The organism is Varibaculum prostatecancerukia, from assembly GCF_943169825.2.
GTDB classification, from domain to species: Bacteria; Actinomycetota; Actinomycetes; order Actinomycetales; family Actinomycetaceae; genus Varibaculum; species Varibaculum prostatecancerukia.
Genome location: NZ_OW968402.1, coordinates 2,053,678 through 2,074,724 on the forward strand (window position 1 = coordinate 2,053,678; position 21,047 = coordinate 2,074,724).

Annotated in this window: 18 protein-coding genes; 10 read left to right on the forward strand and 8 right to left on the reverse strand. The window is 54.8% G+C overall.

All coding sequences use genetic code 11. The annotated features are described in order from the left end of the window. Window positions 1-49 precede the first annotated feature (49 nt). Entirely contained in the window at window positions 50-955 is a 906-nt protein-coding gene (locus KO216_RS08860; protein WP_215523837.1) for a cation diffusion facilitator family transporter, read from the forward strand. 325 nt (window positions 956-1,280) lie between these two features. Here KO216_RS08860 and KO216_RS08865 read toward each other — a convergent pair whose 3' ends face one another. After that, window positions 1,281-3,110: a phosphoenolpyruvate carboxykinase (GTP) gene (locus KO216_RS08865; protein ID WP_215523838.1), complete on the reverse strand. Its 1,830-nt coding sequence runs from the start codon at window positions 3,108-3,110 to the stop codon at window positions 1,281-1,283. 291 nt (window positions 3,111-3,401) lie between these two features. On the opposite strand from KO216_RS08865, the gene KO216_RS08870 reads away from it, so the two are divergent. From KO216_RS08870 to KO216_RS08890, 5 genes are all read left to right on the forward strand, one after another. Next, window positions 3,402-4,166: an LppM family (lipo)protein gene (locus KO216_RS08870; protein ID WP_215523839.1), complete on the forward strand. Its 765-nt coding sequence runs from the start codon at window positions 3,402-3,404 to the stop codon at window positions 4,164-4,166. 517 nt (window positions 4,167-4,683) lie between these two features. After that, a complete protein-coding gene (locus tag KO216_RS08875) occupies window positions 4,684-5,415 on the forward strand; it encodes a CpaE/TadZ family protein (RefSeq protein ID WP_309547309.1) in 732 nt (243 codons plus the stop codon). Continuing rightward, window positions 5,412-6,635, forward strand: coding sequence for a TadA family conjugal transfer-associated ATPase (locus KO216_RS08880; protein ID WP_215523841.1), 1,224 nt, complete (start codon window positions 5,412-5,414; stop codon window positions 6,633-6,635). The genes KO216_RS08875 and KO216_RS08880 overlap by 4 nt, the downstream gene beginning before the upstream one ends. Beyond that, window positions 6,632-7,306: a type II secretion system F family protein gene (locus KO216_RS08885; RefSeq protein WP_215523842.1), complete on the forward strand. Its 675-nt coding sequence runs from the start codon at window positions 6,632-6,634 to the stop codon at window positions 7,304-7,306. Before KO216_RS08880 ends, KO216_RS08885 begins: the two co-directional genes overlap by 4 nt. 2 nt (window positions 7,307-7,308) lie before the next feature. Next, window positions 7,309-7,836 (forward strand): type II secretion protein F, encoded by a 528-nt coding sequence (locus tag KO216_RS08890; RefSeq protein ID WP_215523843.1) that lies wholly within the window; start codon window positions 7,309-7,311, stop codon window positions 7,834-7,836. Here KO216_RS08890 and brnQ read toward each other — a convergent pair. After that, a complete protein-coding gene (gene brnQ / locus KO216_RS08895) occupies window positions 7,833-9,275 on the reverse strand; it encodes a branched-chain amino acid transport system II carrier protein (RefSeq protein ID WP_215523844.1) in 1,443 nt (480 codons plus the stop codon). The genes KO216_RS08890 and brnQ overlap by 4 nt on opposite strands. Before the next feature lie 169 nt (window positions 9,276-9,444). Here brnQ and KO216_RS08900 point away from each other — a divergent pair, with 169 nt between their 5' ends. Further along, on the forward strand, window positions 9,445-10,137 hold the full coding sequence (locus tag KO216_RS08900) for a hypothetical protein (protein ID WP_215523845.1): 693 nt from the start codon (window positions 9,445-9,447) through the stop codon (window positions 10,135-10,137). Window positions 10,138-10,180: 43 nt separating this feature from the next. Here the strand turns inward: KO216_RS08900 and rlmB are convergent, their stop codons facing one another. Next, window positions 10,181-11,170 carry a 23S rRNA (guanosine(2251)-2'-O)-methyltransferase RlmB gene (gene rlmB / locus KO216_RS08905; protein WP_215523846.1) on the reverse strand — a complete coding sequence of 330 codons (990 nt, stop codon included), beginning with the start codon at window positions 11,168-11,170 and terminating at the stop codon, window positions 10,181-10,183. Between the two features lie 9 nt (window positions 11,171-11,179). Beyond that, a complete protein-coding gene (gene cysS / locus KO216_RS08910) occupies window positions 11,180-12,622 on the reverse strand; it encodes a cysteine--tRNA ligase (RefSeq protein WP_215523847.1) in 1,443 nt (480 codons plus the stop codon). A gap of 213 nt (window positions 12,623-12,835) precedes the next feature. Here cysS and KO216_RS08915 point away from each other — a divergent pair, with 213 nt between their 5' ends. Together KO216_RS08915 and KO216_RS08920 are read left to right on the forward strand one after the other, a co-directional pair. Then, window positions 12,836-14,122, forward strand: coding sequence for an adenylosuccinate synthase (locus KO216_RS08915; protein ID WP_215523848.1), 1,287 nt, complete (start codon window positions 12,836-12,838; stop codon window positions 14,120-14,122). A gap of 131 nt (window positions 14,123-14,253) precedes the next feature. Beyond that, complete coding sequence (locus KO216_RS08920; RefSeq protein WP_215523849.1) at window positions 14,254-15,447, forward strand: hypothetical protein; 1,194 nt, start codon at window positions 14,254-14,256, stop codon at window positions 15,445-15,447. 200 nt (window positions 15,448-15,647) lie between these two features. Here the strand turns inward: KO216_RS08920 and KO216_RS08925 are convergent, their stop codons facing one another. From KO216_RS08925 to KO216_RS08940, 4 genes are all read right to left on the reverse strand, one after another. Then, window positions 15,648-16,334, reverse strand: a complete 687-nt coding sequence (locus tag KO216_RS08925; RefSeq protein ID WP_215523850.1) for a Crp/Fnr family transcriptional regulator — start codon at window positions 16,332-16,334, stop codon at window positions 15,648-15,650. Window positions 16,335-16,538: 204 nt separating this feature from the next. After that, window positions 16,539-17,279, reverse strand: coding sequence for a hydrogen peroxide-dependent heme synthase (hemQ, locus tag KO216_RS08930; protein ID WP_215523851.1), 741 nt, complete (start codon window positions 17,277-17,279; stop codon window positions 16,539-16,541). A gap of 19 nt (window positions 17,280-17,298) precedes the next feature. Then, window positions 17,299-18,414: a ferrochelatase gene (gene hemH / locus KO216_RS08935; protein ID WP_251452025.1), complete on the reverse strand. Its 1,116-nt coding sequence runs from the start codon at window positions 18,412-18,414 to the stop codon at window positions 17,299-17,301. Beyond that, a complete protein-coding gene (locus tag KO216_RS08940) occupies window positions 18,411-19,730 on the reverse strand; it encodes a glutamyl-tRNA reductase (RefSeq protein ID WP_215523852.1) in 1,320 nt (439 codons plus the stop codon). The genes hemH and KO216_RS08940 overlap by 4 nt, the downstream gene beginning before the upstream one ends. Window positions 19,731-20,006: 276 nt before the next feature. Here KO216_RS08940 and hemE point away from each other — a divergent pair, with 276 nt between their 5' ends. Next, a complete protein-coding gene (gene hemE / locus KO216_RS08945; protein ID WP_215523853.1) occupies window positions 20,007-21,041 on the forward strand; it encodes a uroporphyrinogen decarboxylase in 1,035 nt (344 codons plus the stop codon). The last annotated feature ends 6 nt before the right edge of the window (window positions 21,042-21,047 follow it).

A 21,047-nucleotide genomic window follows, 5' to 3' on the forward strand; every position in this document is an offset into this window, starting at 1 on the left:
GAAGCGCTAACAGAAAATTAGGTATAGCCAAGTTGGAGGTACTCAAACTTTGCATCAACATGCTCCTGCCACCGAATCCACTCGCAACCGGTTACTGATTGCTGCCGGGATAACTTTTGCGATCCTGGTCGCCCAGCTCATCGGATCTATATTGTCTGGCTCCCTAGCCCTAGCTGCCGACACCGGTCACGTAGCGATAGATTCCATAGGGCTATTCGTAGCTGCATTCACCGCCACTTTGTTAACCCGCCCCGCCACTGACTCCATGACCTATGGTTACGCGCGCCTAGAAGCAATCGCTGGCGGTCTGCAAGCAGGGATGATTATTATCATCTGCACAGTTATTGGCTACCACGGGATTCTTCGCCTAATCACCCCTGCCCCAGTTGACGGCACCCAAATGGCAGCCTGGGCTCTAGCTGGATTGATCGGCAACTTGGCATCTATGCTGGTAATGATGGGGCGGCACCGCGATAACCTAAATATTCGCGCTGCGTTTTTGGAAGTGTCCGTCGATGCGATTTCTTCGGTCGGAGTTATCGCCGGAGGAATAATCACCCGCCTAACCGGCATTACCCGTGTTGATGCGGTGATTTCCCTGCTGATTGCCGGAGCAATGTTGCCGCGTGGCTACAAACTGTTAAAAGAAGCGGGATCAATCTTACTTGACCGTGTTCCCAGCGATTTGAACGCCGACCATATCCGCGAGCATATTTTGGAGGTAGAACACGTAACTGGGGTTCATGACCTGCACGTATGGCCGCTAAACTCCCACACCGTGCTGCTATCAGCCCATATAGTTATCGCCAAGGAATGCTACCGTGACGGGCACGCCCTCGAGGTGTTACACCAGGTAGAAGAGTGCATGAAGTCCCATTTCCCGCGCAGCATCGAGCACTGCACCCTGCAGATTGAGCCCGAAGGCCACGCTGCCCACGAAACCCTAAAGCACTAGCTGCGGAATAGCGTAGCTAAGCACACCCCAAATTACCTGCTAACACCAGCGGAAATGCCAAAAATGAAGACACAAAAAATGGGCATTAGCAATGTGCCACAATGCCTGTAGCTAAGGGTTTGCCCGAAGGATGAGGGGAGTGGGCTACCGACTACTGCCCTGGAAAGGGGCTACTGCCCATTCGGGTATTACCCCGGTATTAGCCTGCTATTAGCCTTTAAGCCCAAGAAAGGATCAAAGCATGAAAAAGGCGGCCGGAAACTTTTGTTTCCGGCCGCCTTCCTCTATTTTTCACAAAGGAAAGAGGTAATCACCCACTAGGTGGTTACTTCAGAGCCTGCAAACGCTCACGCAGTTTCGCGAGCTCCTCGGTAATCGCCTTGGGCAGTTTGTCGCCGAACTGCGAGAAGTACTTCTCGGTGTCTTCGGTCTCGGCCAACCAGGCATCGGGATCGATGGCGAACATCTTGTCCCATTCTTCCCGGCCCATACCAGTGCCTTCCAGGTTGAAGTCCTCGAACTTCGGGTAGTAGCCGGTCGGGCCTTCAATGGCGTCAACCTTGCCAGAGGCGCGGCGCACGATCCAGTCCAGAACGCGAGCGTTGTCGCCGTAGCCCGGCCACAAGAAACTGCCGTCCTCGTCCTTACGGAACCAGTTAACCTGGTAAATCCGCGGGAACTTGTCGCCCACCTTTTCCTGCATTTCTAGCCAGTTACCCCAGTAGTCGGCCATGTTGTAGCCACAGAAGGGCAGCATAGCGAAGGGATCGTGGCGCAGAGAACCAACCGCACCTTCAGCGGCAGCGGTCTGCTCGGAGGCTACGGAAGCGCCAATGAACACGCCGTGTGCCGGGGAGTACTGCTCGGCTACCAACGGAACGTTGGTGGCGCGGCGTCCACCGAACAGGATCGCGGTGACCGGAACGCCCTCGGGAGCTTCCCAATCGGGGCAAACAATCGGGCACTGCGCAGCCGGAGTGGTGAAACGGGAGTTCGGGTGAGCGGCCTTTTCGCCGGATTCCGGAGTCCAGTCTTTACCATGCCAATCGATCAGGTGATCGGGGGTGTCCCCATCGATGCCTTCCCACCAGACATCGCCATCATCAGTCAGGGCAACGTTGGTGAAGATGGAGTTTTCCTTCATGGTCTCCATCGCCATCGGGTTGGTCTTGTAGGAAGTACCCGGGGCTACTCCGAAGAAGCCAGCTTCGGGGTTAATGGCGCGCAAGGTGCCGTCCGGTCCGGGGCGCATCCAGGCAATGTCGTCACCAACGGTCTCGACCTTGTAACCGGGGATGGTGGGCTGCAGCATCGCCAAGTTGGTCTTGCCACAGGCAGACGGGAAGGCAGCAGTCACGTGGTACTGTTCACCGGACTTTTCGTCGGTCAGACGCAGAATCAGCATGTGCTCTGCCATCCAGCCATCGCGGCGAGCCATGGTGGAGGCGATACGCAACGCGTAGCACTTCTTGCCCAGCAGGGCGTTCCCGCCGTAACCGGAACCGAAGGACCAAATCTCGTTGGTTTCGGGGAAGTGGGTAATGTACTTTTCGTCATTGCAGGGCCAGGCTTCGTCAGTCTCGCCCTCAGCCAGAGGCTTGCCTACGGAGTGAACCGCAGGAACCCAAGGACGTCCCTCGTTGATGAGATCCATCGCCTTGGCGCCCATGCGGGTCATAATCCGCATATTGCAGACCACATAGGGCGAGTCGCTCAGTTCGATACCCAGCTGAGAAATCGGTCCACCCAGCGGTCCCATGGAGAAGGGGATTACATACATGGTGCGACCAGCCATCGCGCCGTCAAACTTTTCGTGCAGAGTTTCGCGCATCTGCTTGGGATCTGCCCAGTTATTAGTGGGACCAGCATCCTCTTCTTTTTCACAGCAAATGAAAGTACGCGATTCTACCCGCGCCACATCGGAGGGCAGCGAGCGAGCCAGGAAGGAGTTGGGGCGTTTCTCCGGATTCAAGCGGGTGAACATCCCAGTTTCTACCATGAGATCGGTTAGGCGAGTCCATTCCTCTTCAGAACCGTCACAAAATTCAATCGCTTTGGGTTTTGCCAGTTCTGCAACTTTAATTACCCAGTCAACTACGTCTTTCGGCGCGTTCTTTGGGGCGGCAGCTAGCACATCTTTCTCGGTCACTGTCATTTATCTCTTGCCTCCTGCGGCACTCGACACGGCAACACTTAGTTGCTCTTGCTCTTCTATTGTCCTTCATCCCCGCCGCATTCTCTACCGTGGAAGTCAAAAACTTCCCTAAAATCACTATGACCTGGCTCATATTAAAGGTAACTTTAGGCCGTAGGACACCTTCCTAAGCGATTTTTGAGGAATAACTAAAAGCTTTAAACCCGGCCGCGAGGGTTATTACAGTATGATGAAAGGAAAGCGAAACAGAGGCGGCGGGTATTTATACCGGCACTCAAGGAGGCAGCGAAAGTGAAACGCAAGCGACTTTTAGCGTTAGCGCTACTGCCCTTGGCACTGTTGCTGTCGGGCTGTGAAGCTAGCACCCAGATGCAGATTTACGAGAATGACACGTACTCGTTTAGTACCCATTTAACTCAGCCGCGTACCGCTCAAGATATCAAGTGCAAAGACCAGATCCCGGGGATCGAAAATTACCTGAAAACTGCGCAAGTCGCGATAAAGGATAAATCTAACGATCGGGTTTCTGATTGCACGATTACGGTAAAAGCGCAGCACATTTCCCAGGCGAAGAAACCCTTTGTGACCATTAAACATATAGGCGACAGCTACCTGGTGAAACTGGAACCGGTGCAGAGCCTAGATTTCTTGGACGCACAAACAGATCAGTTCCGCCTGACTATTACTTTCCCCGGGCCGGTATTGAAAACCGACGCCGATTCGGGAGCGCAAGTAAAAGACAATACCGTCACCTGGACCACCCCACAAGCCCTGGTCAAGGGGTTTGAAGTGCGCGGACAAGATCACCCCGGCATAACTATGAACCAAAAATGGGGAATCGGGTTCTTGGTGATTCTAGTAGCGCTAGCGGCGGCGCTGGTAATCTTCCGCAAACACCCGCGCATCGCCCCGATCTGGAACAAGCTAATGCAGGCTTTGGGAATTATCGGTGCCGCCTGCCGTAATCTTTTCTTCCGCGCTTTAAGCTACTTGGATCTTGGCGGTTCTTCCACTGGGCGGCGGACAAAGCGTTCTCGGCGACGAGGACGCAAGTAGGGTTTTACTTTTTCCTTTACGATTTCCTGGTTCCCATTTCTCCCAATAATCGGGCGTGTCCCCAAGGGTAGATAATCCTGCAATTTCCTGAGGGCGCTCTGTCGGGTTTGCTCAAAACATCGGTCTAGTTCCAACCTGAGTTTGCTCGTATAGCCTCATTCCAAAGGAGCCGGTGGTGTCGGAAACTCTACAAACAATCCCTAGGCACGTATCCAGCCAGACTCAACCCGACCCTACCTGCTTGATCTGGGGTTTTAACCCTTCTGAAATGCATTTTTTATCCCAAATGCTAACTCTCACCGGTTTTCACTTCACCACTTCACTTTCACCCCCTACCACTGCTTTGCACGCAGTTATCGCAGCTCAAACAGCTGACCCTAGGCTTTTCCCACAGAATCTGCCAGTAATTCCAGCGACTTTTTCCAGGGCAACCCCGCCGGCGAAGGGCAACCCCGCGCCAGCTGCCCTGTCGCAACGGCCCACCGTAGTTCCCCGAGCGACTACATCGCAGACAAACTTGGGTGTAGCTGCTGCTTTCCAGCTTCCCCGGCAGATAGCGCCCCTACTGGCAAAACTAGATCAGTGCTGCTATCCCCCACGCGGACAGGTAATAAACGTTTTCGGGGTAGAGCCGGGCGTCGGCGCCTCCACGATCGCTTTTGGCTTGGCAAACAGCGTGAAAAATTCACTCTATGTGGATGCAGCCAGCCAATTTATCTCCTCCAGGCGCACAAAATATGCAAAGGGGCCACGCAAGCTGGGCTTTTCAACTGTTCCCCACTTTTCTTCTCTCGAGATTGCCAGCGACCTGCTAGTTTCGCGTTTGCGGATAGTTTTGCCTCACCTAGACCAAACTCGTTTTTTGCAGCTTGATAGCTGGCATCCGTCTCATGTATCCCGGATACTTTCTCTGCTTATTCGCTCATTTTCACTGGTGGTCGTGGATTGGGGTCAGCTACAATCTTCGCGCAATCCGCTTGAGTTACCGGGGAAAACCCTGGTGATTCACGATTATCAAACTGCAGCACAAAATCCCCAGACCTTACGCCAACTGCACCGTCAAGGGATGCTGCTAGTGAATAATCGTGCTTCAAAACTGATATCCACAAGCGGTAACAGAAAATTTTCTTTACCCCATTGCCGCGAGTTAAAACGCCTCCAAGCTCAAGGCTTAGGTTCTCAAACCCCGCCTAGCTTCAAGACGCATCTAGCCCGACTTTTGCAGGAAATTTTAGAGGACGGACAATGAATGGTCTTCTAGCAGGGCTGTGCCGCTTAGCGAAAAAATCTACTGCGCAGCCAGAAGCGACGGTTTCCAGCTCAGATCTGCGCTTGCAGGTGGCAGCCGGCAGAACTCCTGCCGAAGTGGTGCGACAAGAAAGTTCCGGTAGTGCGGGAACCGGACAACTCCTAGCAGATTTGGCGAATATAAATTCCTACCTGGCCGGATTTGGCCCGCTACTTGCTCCCCTGCTGCAAGATCCTTTAGTGACCGATGTGTTGATAAACGGCCCGCAACAAGTTTGGGTAGACAACGGTCACGGACTCTGCAAAGTTGAAATCAATTTTGGTTCTGAACCGGATTTACGGGCTTTAGCGGTGCGCTTGGCAGGGGCGGCCGGAAAACGCCTGGACGACGCCGCACCGATTGCCGATGGCACTCTCCCAGGCGGTATTCGCCTGCATGCTGTACTGCCTCCCCTGGCGGTTCCCTCTCCAGTTATTTCCCTGCGCTGTCCCCGCGCCCGCGGACTGAACTTTACCCAGCTGGTCAAATCAGGGACGGTAGCTACCGCATTAGCGCCGGTAGTTGCAGCTTTAGTGCAGCGACGCGCCTCCTGTTTTATAGCGGGAGCTACCGGCAGCGGGAAAACGACTCTGCTATCTGCCCTGCTGGAACTGGTGCCCCCTAATCAGCGGATTGTCTGTATCGAGGAGGTGTCTGAACTTTTCCCTACCCACCCTCACCTGGTTCACCTGCAAGAACGCAGCGCAAATGTGCAGGGCGTAGGCGCGATTCCCATGTCGGATCTGGTGCGGGCAGCTATGCGGATGCGCCCGGATCGCATCGTGCTAGGCGAATGCCGAGGGGCAGAAGTGCGTGAGGTTCTCTCTGCTATGAACACCGGTCACGAAGGCACTTGGGCAACGGTTCACGCTAACGCGGTCACTGATATTCCGGCCCGGCTGGTGGCGCTGGGAGCCCTGGCGCTCATGCCTGAATCTACTATTGGGGCGCAGGTAGTTGCCGGGGTTGATGCGTTCTTGCAGATCCGCCGGGTAACTGAGCGCGGGCGAACCCGCCGCTATATTTCCGAGATAGGGATTCCGGTTTGGGCTGATTCCCACTTGTCAGCACAGTTAGCATTAAAAGTTACCCCCGAGGGTCAACTGCTGCGAGCGCCCGGATGGCGCTCACTATCTGAGCTGGTGAATATGGACTTTACCCAGCTTGCGGAGGCGATATGAACTGGGGAACCACCATTTTATTAACGTTTTTACTGTTGGTTGCGGGGATTCCTTGGCATTTACCGGATGCGCTGGCACCGGAAAGGAAGGGCGCATATCTATCTAGGCTTACCGTACTTTTTGAGCGCACCACCGCTTTCTTCAGGCGACGCTTTGGAGTGAAACCACACCTGTCCGCCGCAGTAGTCGAAGTTGCTAGCCGCCTAAATGCGGGAGCCGATTCCACTTCGGCCTGGGTGAAAACCTTGCCGCGACACGGATTTGCTTGCCCAAAAACTGCGAGCACAGCTGATCTGCAGGTCGCTATCGAACCCTATTTAACCACTTGGGAACAGGCATCCCTCACCGGGTTACTCGCCGCGCTACGTTTTTCTGAGGCAGTTGGCGCTCCCCTATCCGAGGTACTCACTGGTTGCGCCGACTCTCTTACCGAGGCTTCGCGGGCTGCTCGCGCCCGCAAACTTGCCCTAACCGCCCCGAAAGCCTCGGCCACTATTTTGGGGCTTCTCCCCTTAGGAGGAATCGCTCTCGGCGCGGTGCTAGGAGCCAATCCTTTGCGAGCTATTTTTTCCGGGGGATTAGGGACAATCAGCGCTTTGCTCGGTCTGATTGCCCTATGCGGCGGAATGTTGTGGATGTTTCGCCTTGTAGCTCGGGCTGAAAAGGCCTAGTCATGTTTTTTCTAGCTATCTGGATTTTTCTAGGAGCCTTACCCTGGTTCCTACCTCGGCGTTCCTCCCTGGAATCTACCGTTAGTCCTAAACAGACAGCCCCTATCGACCCGGCAGTAATCCTCGATTTGGCGAGTGCGGGGCTGGCTGCCGGGTCTTCGATTCCCCGGGTACTTTCCGCCCTGGCTACTGCCTGCCAGGAACCGCGCTTAGCAGTGGTTTCACGCGCGCTTATTTTCGGGGTTGCCTGGGAGGATGCCTGGAGTCTGCTAACCCAGGGCGACAAGAGTCCCGAATGGGCAAAGTATCTGTCCCAGGCACTAGAGCCGGCCTGGAAAGATGGAGTAGCGCCTGACGCTTTGCTGAAAGGAGCCGGAATTAGGGTGCGAGCCGGCAAAGACCAGCGCGCTCGCCAGGCCGCCCAAAAGCTATCGGTGCGCCTGGTGGTTCCCCTAGGAATCTGCCAGTTACCGGCATTTATCCTCCTAGGGATAGTGCCGGCAATTCTGGCGGGACTAGAGAAACTCTAGCTGTCCGAATCAGACGATTGTGCCGCGCTTGCCTGCGCTTTACCTGATTCGTCTAACTCGTCCTCGTTCAAAGCTAATCCCGCGCTCACCAGGGACTGGTTACGCTCGCGCGCCACCGCGTCATAGTCGTATGCTTGCTTCATCCGGCCTTGGGCAAGATCAATAATCAGGCCGAGCACCAACATAGCCAAGGAGGGTATTAGCCACCCCAACCCTAGCGAGGCCAGCGGAATCGTGCCGTCAATCCACTTCTCCATTACCCCGGCAGCTTTCAAACCATCGAAGAGACCGAAGATTCCGGCTACCCAGACCGACAATCGGTAAGCCCAAAACATATGGCCGGGGATAAAGATATCCAGGATGCAGGTGATCACCAGCATGATGGTGATGGGGTAGCAGAACATCATAACCGGAATAATCACATTCACCAGCGCCTCTAACCCCAGGTTGGCGATTGCTAGAGATACTACTACGTGCAGCACCACCCATACGGGACGGGAAACGTTCGGGAACAATCCCCTAAAGAACTGGGTCGAAGCCTCAACTAGCCCAATGGCAGTAGTCAGACAGGCCAAGATGGCGATAGCGCCCAATATGACCCTGCCAGTCGAGCCGAACAGGTGCTGCGCCGCGAAGGCCAGACCTTCCCCACCGTCCTTAACGTCAGGGTTCAACCGACCCACGCGCGATCCCACCATCGACAGGCCGAAATAGACCAGCCCCAGGAAGAAAGCAGCGATTACGCCAGAAAGAGCAGTCACCCCGAAAAGTTGCCTTCCGGGTTTGAAGCCTTTCTGTCGCAGCGCCCTAATAATCACTACCCCGAACACGAAGGAAGCGATGGCGTCCAAAGTGCCATAGCCGTCAAAAATTCCCTTCAAAGTGGGGGTGGAAGCATATTTTTCAATCGGCGCAGCCTCCGAAGGAGACATCGAAGCCACCGCAGCAATAATCATTACTGCCAACAGAATCAACAGCGCCGGAGTTAGCAGACCTCCGATACGATCCAATACGTTGCGCGGATTCAGACACAGGTAACCAGCAATCCCGAAGAAAACCAGAGTGTAAACGAATAGCCACAGGTGGGAATCACCTGCAGTGGATTGGAATGACATCGCATAGGAGGCAGCTCCCGTACGCGGAATCGCATACAGCATCCCAGTAGAGAGGAAGATCAGCCAACAAAAGACCAAGCCGGGATAGTGAGCAATCCGTTCAATAATCCCCAACACCCCGGAGGAGGAAGTTGCAGCGGCAATCATCCCCGCCATCGGTAACAGCACCCCGGTGAGCATAAAACCAATGGTGGCCGGTACTTGTTCGGCCCCTGACTGCACCCCGATCATCACTGGGAATATCAGGTTGCCGGCGCCGAAGAACATGGCGAACAACGCCAACCCGGTAACCACTACATTGCGAACACGTGTATTGCTATTCATGGCTTAGTATTCTCCACTCTCAATTTTTTCAACCGTTCTAGTGTCGCAAAGCCCCGCCTCGATTCAAAATAATCTTCCCTTATTGAATACTGGGTTACTATGTGTTAAGCAGTAAGTTTGTTCTTTTGAATGTGGTCAAATTTACAAATGACCAGGTGAGGTGAGATCTATGCACACTGACGCGCAGATTTCCCCCCTCGATGAATATTTCCAACACTTATCCGCCTTGCTCTCCCTTACCCCGATCCTGCGCCGTAATCAAGTAATCCGGGCTGTTCGCCTCGCGGCGCGGCAGATGGAGGAAACCGGAGCTCTGCCTGCCCCCTATACCCGCGAGCAACTTCATGCTTATCTGGGTACTCCCGAACAGGTGGTGGCCATAGCAGATGCGGATGTAACCGTGATTGCAGCTGGCAACGGCACCCAAGTTATCCAGGCGGCAGAGAATGCTAAATTCGCAGAGGCGCCTTGGGGAAAGGCTGCTGCCAAGGTGCGCTCCGAGGACGCACGACGACTGCGCAAATATGGTCAACTGATAGGTTGGGGAGAAACCCTGCCGACAGCACCGGTGCAACCGGATTTACTAGACAGCAAAATTGAATCGCTGGTTAATTCAGACCGCGCCCGGCATAACCTTTTCGCCTACGTTTTGCCGATTGCCTTTGGAATAGCCTGCATAGCTACCGCCCTGCTAGTTCCCTTAGGGTTCTTCTTGGGGATGTTTGCCTTGGCATTATTGTTTTACCTTTGGCGCAAGCAGATTTCTCCCCTGTGGCCGCGCATCTTCTGTGCTTTGGCTACCCTGTTTGCCATTGTTTGCACCGTGGTCGCTACTTTGCGCCTGCTCGGCTATGACTCTTAGGGGCGCCTGCTTTCTTATTACAGCTTTTAGGCATCGCTAGTTTTTAGTTTTCTGCGGCCTTTTCCCGGCGCACTGCCGCCACTTCGAATAGGGCAATCCCGGTGGCAACTGCGGCGTTTAAAGATTCCACTTCGGAGGAAATCTCGATCCGGGTGAGCAGATCGCAGTTTTCCTTTACCAAGCGAGAAATCCCGTCACCTTCGGCTCCGGTAACTAGCGCTAAAGGACGATCTGCCAGATCGGATTCGCGCACTGAGGAGGTTCCGCCGCCATCTAGCCCCAGAACGAAACAGCCTTGCTCTTTACACTGTCGAATCGCGTTTACCAGGTTAGATACTCGGGCAACTGGCAGGCGAGCGGCAGCTCCGGCGGAGGCTTTCCAGGCAGTCACATTCATCGAGGCGCTGCGCCGACCAGGAATCACTACCCCGCTAGCTCCAAAAGCCGCCGCGCTGCGCACAATCGCCCCCAGGTTATGAGGATCAGTTACCCCATCTAGCAGCACGATCAGTGGCTTAGTATGATTATTTTCGGCATTTTCAAATAACTCAGCGAGATCGGTGTACTCAAACTCGGGTACCTCGAGGGCAACGCCTTGGTGAACTGCGCCCTCGGTAGCTAAATCTAGATCGGAGCGGGGAACCTCCACGATGGGTGCTCCTTGGGTGCTAGCTTCACTTAGCAGCAGGGAAAGTTTCTTATTGGCTGCTAGATTTCCCGCCACAAATACCCTGGTAACCGGGATATCGGATTGCAGAGCCTCCAATACCGGGTTGCGTCCCGCAATCAGTTGATGTCCCCGCCGCACCTGGATCAGGGAACGCTTGGCGCGCGCCTTGCGTTGGGCTGTTTGCGTTTCTTCTCGCCGCTCTTTTTGGATACGGGCGCGATAAGCTGCGTGATAGGGGCGATTCTCCGCTTTCGGGGTCGGTCCTTTCGCCCGCAAGCCGCGTTTTTTACCGCCGCTGCCCTTGGGGGCGCCCTTCTTATCGGTACGCTTCATTCTGCCGTGGTGATCTCCGCGAACTGCCATCTGAATCCCCTACCCTAAATGCCAAGTGGAGCCGCTGGCTCCGTCCTCAATAATTATTCCGGCAGCGCTTAAGCGGTCGCGTATCCCGTCCGCGCGCGCCCAATCCTTTTCTTTGCGTGCCTGCAGGCGTTGTTCCAACTGGTCAGCGACCAGCTTTTCCAAGGCAGCGGTGGCAGAATCGTTACCGCTGTCGGTTTCCCGCCATTGCTCCGAGAGAGGATCAAGCCCCAAAATCTCTAGCATGGCGCGAATCTGAATCGCGACCTGCGCACCCTCGTCAGATTTCCCGCCTTCAAAAGCGGTATTAGCTTGCTTGATTTTTTCGTGTATCACCGCTTGAGCGGCCGCGATATTAAGATCGTCGTCCATAGCTTCGCAAAAAGCCTCCGGGAGGATGGCCTCTGCTAGCTCCTGGGCGCTGGCGGTAGCGACTTCGGGAGCCGCCTGGGCAAAGCGCGTCAGGGAAGAGGCAAACTTATTCCAGGTTTCGCCGGCCTGCTCCAGGGTTTCCGGGGAATATTCCACGGTGGAACGGTAGTGAGTAGTTCCCAAAGCCAGCCGTAATACCGCTGCCGGGGTAGTTTTCAAGATTTCGGAAACCACCAGGGAGTTGCCCAGCGATTTCGACATTTTTTCACCCTTAATGGTTACCCAGGCGTTATGCATCCAGTATTTAGCGAAGGGCCAACCGGCGCCGTGGGATTGCGCTTGCTCATTTTCATGATGGGGGAACCGCAGATCAATCCCGCCACCGTGAATATCGAAAGCTTCGCCCAGGTAGCGCCGCGACATCGCCGAGCACTCTAAATGCCAGCCGGGACGTCCTTTACCCCAGGGCGAATCCCACTTAGCGGTTTCCGGTTCGCTTTCTTTTGCGGCTTTCCAGAGGGCGAAGTCGCGTGGGTCGCGTTTGCCCGCCTCTATTTGGCTATCGATTTGGCTCTCGTCCTCGGTCGTGCGCATATCAGAAAGCCTTTGCCGGGTCAGCGAGCCGTAATCTTTGAGGGATTTAACATCGAAATAGACGTTACCGTTCCCGTCACTATAGGCGTGACCAGCATCGATAAGGCGCTTAGTGAGGGCGATTTGTTCGGGAATCTGCCCGGTGGCGCGCGGTTCATAGGTCGGGGGCAGCACCCCCAGGGCGCGATAGGCAGCGGCAAACTCTTGCTCGAAGCGATAGGCCCATGCCCACCAATCCCAGCCGGCCTCCGCAGATTTATTTAAGATTTTGTCGTCAATATCGGTCACGTTACGCACATAGGTAACCTGATAGCGGCTCCGACGCAGCCAACGAATCAGCACATCAAAGGCGATTGCCGAACGCACGTGCCCAATATGGGGAGAGCCCTGGACGGTGGCTCCACAGAGGTAAATCCCTACGTGCCCGGCTTTCACCGGCTCAAAGTCTACGATGCGGTGACGGGCAGAATCATAAATGCGAAGGCTCATGTTCCCATGCTATCGGCAAGTGCCCTTTTGCCCGAAGTTTTCCCAGTGTTCTGCCGATGCGACCCTATATTAACGATAAGTAGATTGTTCCAGTAAAAGCGGCGAGGCTACCAACTCGAGCGCAAGACGGATAAACTCAGATAGTAAGCGTGCAAACGCTGGAAGGAAAATCGCCACCAGCCTTGCCAAAATCCTTATTCGAGAGGAATATTCATGCCCGCACTGATTGTTGTCGGAGCCCAATGGGGAGACGAAGGAAAGGGTAAACTCACTGACCTGGTTGGTCAGAGCGTTGATTGGGTGGTGAAGTTTAACGGCGGCAATAATGCTGGTCACACCATTGTAGTTGGGGATCAAAAGTTTGGTTTACACCTGATTCCTGCCGGCATCCTCTCCCCCACGGTCACTCCGGTAATCGGTAATGGAGTGGTAGTTGACCTGGAAGTAATGTTCGACGAAATCAAGATGCTGGAAGAGGCCGGGGTCGACTGTTCGCGACTAAAGGTTTCGCTTAACGCCCATATCATTCCCCCCTATAACAAAGTGATGGATGGGCTGGCCGAACGGTCTTTGGGTGACCGCAAGATTGGTACCACCGGCCGGGGAATCGGACCGACCTATGCGGATAAGATGAACCGGATTGGGCTGCGGATTCAGGACTTATTTGATGAATCAATCTTGCGGCAGAAAGTTCGCTCAGCGCTAAGCGGCAAGAACTTTGTGATTGAAAAACAGTTTGCCGAAGAACCTATCGACCCAGAAACTATTTCTGATCAGCTACTTTCCTATGTTGAAAGAGTGCGCCCCATGGTTTTTGATTGCGCTAAAGAGCTGAACCTGGCTCTAGACCGCGGAGAAACCGTGCTTTTGGAGGGAGGGCAGGCCACTATGCTCGACATTGACCACGGCACCTACCCCTTCGTGACCTCCTCGTCTTGTACCGCGGGTGGTGCCTGCTCGGGGTCAGGAATCGGGCCAACTCGTATCAACCGGGTCATCGGGATTGCCAAGGCCTACACCACTCGCGTAGGCGAAGGGCCTTTCCCCACGGAACTTTTTGGAAAAGAAGGTGAGGAACTGCGTAAATCCGGCGGAGAGTTCGGGGTAACTACCGGACGTGCGCGGCGCACCGGATGGTTCGATTCGGTAGTTTCGCGCTATGCCGCTCGGGTCAATGGGCTTACCGACTTGGTGATTACCAAGCTGGACGTGCTCTCTAATTATGACGAGATTCCGGTTTGTGTGGCCTATGACGTTGATGGTCAGCGTTTCGACGATTTACCCGCTGACCAGACTTCTTTCCACCATGCCCAGCCGATTTACGAGATGCTGCCGGGCTGGCACGAAGATATCAGCACCTGTAAGACCTTCTCAGATTTGCCGGTCAAGGCGCAGGAATACATCCATCGCCTAGAGGAGCTTTCGGGATGCCGCATTAGCGTAGTCGGGGTGGGTCCTGACCGCGAAGAAACTATCGTGTGTCATCAGTTGCTTGATTAATCTTTTCGTTCGCATCAAATTGGTCATCTGACACCGCTATTTTTAGGTAGCGCGGCGCGGTTTGCGCAGAAAGCCACTCTAATAATCTATCGTGGCTGTTGTATAGACTACGCGATTTCGTTGGAGGTCAGATGAGTAAGAACGAGCCGGATAACGACTTTGGTACCCGCACTTGGTTCGTGGGGGAAGAGGAAGAGAGTGATAATACTCCCGAAGATACCTTAATCCCCGGGCAGCACGCGGATTCTGCTACCTCTGGCAACGACTCTTTGATCGCTGGCGATGGGCTGAGCGCGGCTCCCCCTTCTCTCAGTGAAGATGAATTATCGGCTGGACAGCTAGATCATTCCGATAGCATAATTGCCGGTGCTGACGAGAAACCCGCTGATCCAGTAGCCGAAAACGCAGATGAGGCGGGTCTGGAGCCTGCCGAAAAGCCGATTGCGCAGGAACTAGCGACTACCGGGGATAGCGAGGACAAGAAAGATTCTCCCCAGCAGCTAGAACGTAAATCATTAAGTGAACGGGCTGTTGAGCTTGACGAGGAAACCTCTGATAATCCCCAACCGGAACTAGTCACTGCTAGCGAGGTTGAAAGTACCGCTGACCGGCGCTATTCCTTAATTAACAGCTCAGACGATATCCCGGAGCCTATCGAGGAAGAGGCTCCTCATTGGGATTCTGTAGAAGAGACTGAACCCGAAGAAGTGCTGACCACCGCGGATCGGGAAAAGAGTTTCGAGGAAACAATTTTCGAGGGCGCGACTGTCAAACCCACGGTTCCTTCGCGGGCAGCAGCCCATATTTGGTCACTTTTACTCTTCGTGGTGCTGGTACCGCTCAGTTGGTATCTAATTTTTGATGTAGCTACCCGTTTAAGTAACCGCAGCCAAGATATGTTCCTGCCCGCTTCGGCTTTGAATGTCGGCCAATGGGTAGAGCTGGTAGCAGCGGTAGTCGTAGTGTTCCTACTGATTGTGGTGGCCCGGTTCTCTTCTTTGGGCGCTTTCATTACTGGTCTGCTGCTTACCGTGGGGGGCGGATTCTTCATGGTGAATCCAGCAGGCACCGCCCATGCCCTAAAACCGCTGCTCACCGCTTTGGATAACGCGGGACAGCAAGGACACTTCTACCAGGCACTTCCCTCTAATATCGCCCACCACCTAGCTTGGTCGGGTGGATCCGGGATGCTGCTATTTGCGGGACTTGCCCTGTTAGGGATGGCGCTACTTTCCCATAGCGCCCGGCGTGCCGGTCGCAAGGACTACTTGGTTGAACGAAAAGTTAAAGCCGCCGAGGATAGCGATAAAGCTAAAGAAGACTAACTAGCAGCCAGCCCGCCTGGGACTTGTGGTTCCACCTCAGAACAAACGGTTGCTCTAAACGGAGGTTATAGTTAGGTGCTCTTTAGGGGTAGGGCGCCACTAAACTGAATGTTTTGGCAAATGCTTGGGGGCGGCAACCATATGGTTGCCGCCCCCAAAACATTTATTTAGCGTCAGATTTTAGATATTTTTCCCAGCTGCTAGCGAGCACGCCGCGCCAAGCGGTCAACGTCAATCAAGGTGACTGCGCGTCCTTCTAGGCGAATCCATCCGCGGGATACGAACTCAGCCAAGGACTTGTTCACGGTTTCCCGCGATGCCCCCACCAGCTGAGCTAGTTCTTCCTGGGTGAGGTCGTGAGGTACGTGAATCCCGTCCTCGGTGCGAATCCCGAAACGATCGGCCAGATCCAGCAGTGCTTTAGCTACCCTGCCAGGCACATCCGAGAACACCAGATCCGCGAGCGTGCCATTAGTGCGCCGCAAGCGTTTCGCCAAGGCTTTCAACATGTGCTTCGCCAATGAAGGGTTATCTTCCAGGAACACCATCAGATCCGAATGGTTTAAGAAAACCAAGCGGGCAGGGGAAACCGCAGTAGCGGTGGTGGAGCGCTGACCGGGATCAAAAAGGGTGAGCTCGCCCAGAATCTCTCCGGGCCCCAGTACTGCCAGCAGGTTCTCACGACCATCAAGGGACTGATGGGAAAGTTTTATCTTCCCTTCGGCCACAATATACAAGCGGTCGCCATCATCGCCCTCTTCAAAAAGATTTTCCCCACGTCGCAACGTGGTCTGCCCCATCATTGAGAACAGACGCTTCTGCGCTTCCTGATCAAGCCCCTCAAATAGGGGAATTCTAGCTATAAAGGACGAATCCAAACCAATCACTCCTTACACAAAATTTTTTATACCGATAAAAAAGTACATACCGATATAACAGTACCCGCTTGTTGTGACTTATGCCACCCGGCAGATGGTGTGCCGCGAAAAATTTCCACTTTTCTTTAGAATGCCCGCCGCAGCTGAGACTTAAATCCCCCCGCAGAGGTTAAACAAGTGGAAAAGCAGTTCCTAGTGGTTTCTAGAAACAGTTTACTGGGCGGTAGTTTGGCGCTGCACCCATTCGGATAGTTCCATCCGCTTGCCAGTATAGAACGGGGTGTCTTGGCGTACATGCAGGCGGGCTTCACAATCACGCTGCTGACGTAGCACGCCCATCACCCGGTTAATATCGTCGGACTCTAGGGTTACGGACCATTCGTAATCGTTGAGGGCGAAAGTCGCCAGGGTAGAAACCGCTACATCTAGGTAACCAGCACCGTTGCGGCCATGTTCGGCGAGCATGGCGCTGCGCTTAGCCTTCGGCAGGTAATACCACTCGAGGGAACGCACGAAGGGGTAAACCGCGGCATAGGCACGCGGCGCCCAACCCCCGAAACAGGCCGGCAGGTGCGGCTTATTAAACTCGGCAGTCATATGAGCGCTCATAATGGACCATACCGGCACTAGGTGGGCGCCTAGGCGGGAGTTCAACACCGCGTGATAGGCATCTTGCAGCTTGTCATTGGATTCATCCAGGAACCAGAACATCAGGTCGGCGTCGGCGCGGTATCCGGCAACGTCATACCAGCCGCGTACGGTCACTCCCAGCTCAGCGATTTTTTCCTCGAGTTCTCGCACCATGGCTGCCCGTTCGGCCTCCTCGGCAGGCAGCGGCAAGGCCAGCTCGAAAACTGCGTGCAAAGAGAAGTTATTGCACGCATTTACTTCGTCAGGATCCACCTTGTGATCACGAGGATCGGGGGACACATCATTGGGCATCGGATGAGCCATAATTTTCTCCTTTGGCTTTCTAATTTTGCTTTATTTCAAACTCTACTGGCAGGTCAGCACCGTGCTTGCTGACCCGGGAATCTTCTGGGGGTGCCCACGCTGGCCACCGGGGTTCCAGGGCATCCTGGGCGTAGACGACCTCACCACCTGCTTTTTCCTGGGCGCGCTCGTTCACCAAGTCTGCAAGCGCCTCAATAAAGTCGGAATCTGTACCCACCGTGGGCACTCGCAAATAGTTAAGCCCCAGCTGTTCTGCAGTTGCTTTCGCTTCCGTATCCAGGTCATAGACTACTTCCATATGGTCGCAGATAAACCCGATAGGTACACAAGCTACATCGGTTACCCCCTCAGCTTTCAGCTGCGCCAGCCGATCATTAATATCCGGCTCTAACCAGGGCATTTGCGGCGGTCCGGAGCGGGAACAAAAGGACAAATCCCATGACAACTCTCGCCCTAGTTCCTGGCTTGCCCGCGCCGCCACCTCGGCACATACCTGCTGGTGTTGACGGTGATAATCGGGGCGGGAGTGATCGGCAGGGCCGGAGCATTCCTGCATGGCGCGAGGAATCGAGTGGGTCACGAATGCGATATAGGGGAGGCGTCCACTGCTTTCCTCCATAGTTCGTACCGCTTCTACCAGGCGTTTCGTATAGGATCTGACGAAGCCCTCGGTAGTGTAGTAGGCGCGCACTTTATCCAGCTCCAGGGTTAACCCCTGCTCTTTAAGCTGAGCACGCGCCGCCGCTAAGTCTTCCCGGTACTGCCGGCATCCGGAGTAACACACGTAAGCGGAGGTAAAGACGCACAGGACCCGGGTAAGTCCCCGCATCGCCAGGTCACAAAGGGTGTCGTGAATAAAAGGATGCCAATTGCGATTACCGATTACTACTTCGATTTCATCGCCGCGGTGGCTGAGTTCCAATTCTAGGGCGCGGCGAATTTCTAGGTTACGAGCATTTATGGGGCTGATTCCGTGGAAACGTCCATAGTGGGTGGAAACCTGTTTTAGCCTCTCATCGGGAACTCCCCGCCCAGAAGTAGCGTTGCGCATAAAGGGCAACACGTCTTCCATTTGCCGCGGCCCGCCATAGCTGACCAACATCACCGCATCATATTGGGCGGAAATCTTGTTCACCGTGCCTCCTTTTCGCCGGCAGAGTCCTGTTTTAAATCAGCAACTTTCAACCCGGTTACCGGACAGGTGGGCTCTACATCTCCCATTCCCGTCAAAGTATCCAGATCTAATCCCCAAACTTGCTGGAGGGCGCTGACATATTCACGCCCCATCCCCTCGCGTCCGGCGCGGTGCGCATTGATAGTGGGAATATGGGCGAGACGCGCTGCTAGGTGTCGCAGCGCGTATTCAACGTCTTCGCGAGGGATGGTGTCCCCCTTCGGTAGACGCGCAACTTCATCGGCCAGCACCTGGCGGAAGCTATCGCGCAGCGCTACCACTACCGAGTCCATCTTCCGGTCTGCGAGCAGCGCTTCGGCTTCCTCTACCCCCTCGGCCACGATTTCTTCTGCCCGTTTTACCTGGGCTTTCCCCGCCTCGGGTACCCGGGCACTGATTTCTTCTAAGTTAATTACTCGTACTCGCTCTAAGTCGGCTACCCCGTCCTCAATATCGGTTTGTAAGGCCAAATCGAGAATCGTTTTTTCGCCGCTTGACAGCGCTAAAGCCCGCTGTACTTCCTCTTTAGTGAGCACCGGCGAGCCCATGCCGCGGCAGGTAACGATTAAAGTAGCTGCTTCCAAAGCCGCTATTAGCTGGTCTTTGGCTACCGGCTGCAAATCGTGTCCAAAAGCGAAACGTTCTGCCCGCCCGGAAGTGGAATATACCGAGATATCTTGCACCCCTTTGGCGCGTAGCGCTGCCACTGCCGCTCCCGCATAAGAGCCGGTGCCGATCAATAGCGTGGGAGTTTCTGCCAGAGGATTTATCCGTTCACTTACGATTTCGAGGCCGCAAGCCACTACCGAGCGCCCCTGGGAGGCGATTCCGGTCAGCTGCGCGACCCGGCGGGAAGTAGTCAACGCTCCTTGGCAGGCGCGGGTAATAGTGGCGGAGGAGATTCGCTGCTGGGTGGCGACCCGCAGAGCGCGGCGCAGCTGTCCGGAGATTTCTCGTTCCCCTATCACCATGGAATCCAGCCCGCAGGCTACCTGGAAAAGATGATCCAGCACTTCGCGGTCGCGGCGGATTTCGCAATCCGTGCCTAACCGGGATTGAATATAGCGATCTATCCCTACCTGTTGCTCTCCGGAGAGCGCAGGTGCGGTTTCAATGATGATTTCTACCCGGTTACAAGTCGAAAGAGGCATCACTCCCCGCACTTCGGGCAAGCGTTGCAAAAGATCCTGCGGGAGCCCCTCGGTGGTACTGGAAGCTGCCGCCACGGCGCTCAGCCCGTGCCGCAGATGATGTACCGAATAGGAAGAAAGACCCACGGGCTCATTAGACCATTTTTTTATTTTTCAAAAAGGACCCGGCGATTTTTGCTGCGTTAACTTTTCTATGTTTTCTTTTTGCGCAGCTCTAACCGTTATCTAAGAAATATAATCTGCCAGAGCGTCACCAAAAGTTACGATATTTAGCAACAGACAGATGCGGAAAATGTGTCAGAAAAATATTCTTACCGGTTTCACGCTCAGGGAGAATAGCCTGCCTTCCACTCTTCGTCGCACTTGCTTGCGCTGGCTGAAAATGCCAGCGATGATGGAAATATGTCTGAGCAAAATTCTTTTCTAAAAGCAGTGCGCGGCCTACGCCCCGATAAAACTCCAGTTTGGTTTATGCGCCAAGCCGGGCGTTCCCTCCCCGAGTACCGCCGCCTGCGTGCTGATAACGGTATGCTCACCGCCTGCACCACTCCCGATCTGGCCGCCGAAATCACCCTGCAACCGGTGCGCCGCTACGGGGTGGACGCCGCAATTTTCTTTTCCGATATTGTCACCCCGCTATATCTGGCCGGCTTAGAGGTGGAGATAGTCCCCGGTAAAGGCCCGGTTTTCGCCGACCCCGTCCTGGACCCCAAGGATGTAGATCGCCTCACCGCTCATCAGGGTTTTGACCCGGATTGTATTACCGAGGCCGCCCAGATTGCCTGCGCCGAGCTGGGCGAGACCCCCCTAATTGCTTTCGCAGCCGCGCCTTTCACCTTGGCGTCCTATCTGATTGGGAAAACCCGCTCGAAGAATCATCTAGAGGCGCGAGCGTTTATGCATTCCTATCCGGATGCCTGGAACCGGCTCGCTAGCTGGTGCGCGGATATGTCGGCGGCTTTCCTTGCCGCCCAGATTGCCGGTGGGGCGCGCACCGCCCAAGTTTTTGATTCCTGGGTAGGCGATCTGTCACGCGCCGACTATCAAACCTACTGCTGGGAGCATTCCCGGGTGGCTATTGATTCCGCCCATGCCCGCGGGGTACCGGTGATTCATTTCGGGGTAGGCGCTAGCGCCCTGCTGGATTTAATGCGCGATGCGGGCGCCGAATGTATTGGAGTTGACTGGCGACTACCCCTAGGTGAGGCTGTAAAAATAATCGAACATGGCCCGGGAGACCGCTTTGCGGTGCAGGGAAATATCGATCCTGCGATTTTGTTTGCCTCTAGCCAGGTGCGCCGCGACCACGTAGACCAGGTTTTAACGGAAGGTAGGAAAGCCGCCGCCCATATCGTCAACCTGGGACACGGCGTGCCACCTAATGCCGACCCGGCGGTTTTACAAGAAATCGTCGACCAGGTACACGAATCAAACTAATCACCA

Coding starts and splice junctions, on each gene's coding strand:
- KO216_RS08865 (WP_215523838.1), bottom strand. CDS start 3,110: ATGACAGTGACCGAGAAAGATGTGCTAGCTGCCGCCCCAAAGAACGCG.
- KO216_RS08885 (WP_215523842.1), top strand. CDS start 6,632: ATGAACTGGGGAACCACCATTTTATTAACGTTTTTACTGTTGGTTGCG.
- KO216_RS08890 (WP_215523843.1), top strand. CDS start 7,309: ATGTTTTTTCTAGCTATCTGGATTTTTCTAGGAGCCTTACCCTGGTTC.
- hemE (WP_215523853.1), top strand. CDS start 20,007: ATGTCTGAGCAAAATTCTTTTCTAAAAGCAGTGCGCGGCCTACGCCCC.
- KO216_RS08920 (WP_215523849.1), top strand. CDS start 14,254: ATGAGTAAGAACGAGCCGGATAACGACTTTGGTACCCGCACTTGGTTC.
- KO216_RS08915 (WP_215523848.1), top strand. CDS start 12,836: ATGCCCGCACTGATTGTTGTCGGAGCCCAATGGGGAGACGAAGGAAAG.
- hemQ (WP_215523851.1), bottom strand. CDS start 17,279: ATGGCTCATCCGATGCCCAATGATGTGTCCCCCGATCCTCGTGATCAC.
- KO216_RS08880 (WP_215523841.1), top strand. CDS start 5,412: ATGAATGGTCTTCTAGCAGGGCTGTGCCGCTTAGCGAAAAAATCTACT.
- rlmB (WP_215523846.1), bottom strand. CDS start 11,170: ATGGCAGTTCGCGGAGATCACCACGGCAGAATGAAGCGTACCGATAAG.
- brnQ (WP_215523844.1), bottom strand. CDS start 9,275: ATGAATAGCAATACACGTGTTCGCAATGTAGTGGTTACCGGGTTGGCG.
- KO216_RS08900 (WP_215523845.1), top strand. CDS start 9,445: ATGCACACTGACGCGCAGATTTCCCCCCTCGATGAATATTTCCAACAC.
- cysS (WP_215523847.1), bottom strand. CDS start 12,622: ATGAGCCTTCGCATTTATGATTCTGCCCGTCACCGCATCGTAGACTTT.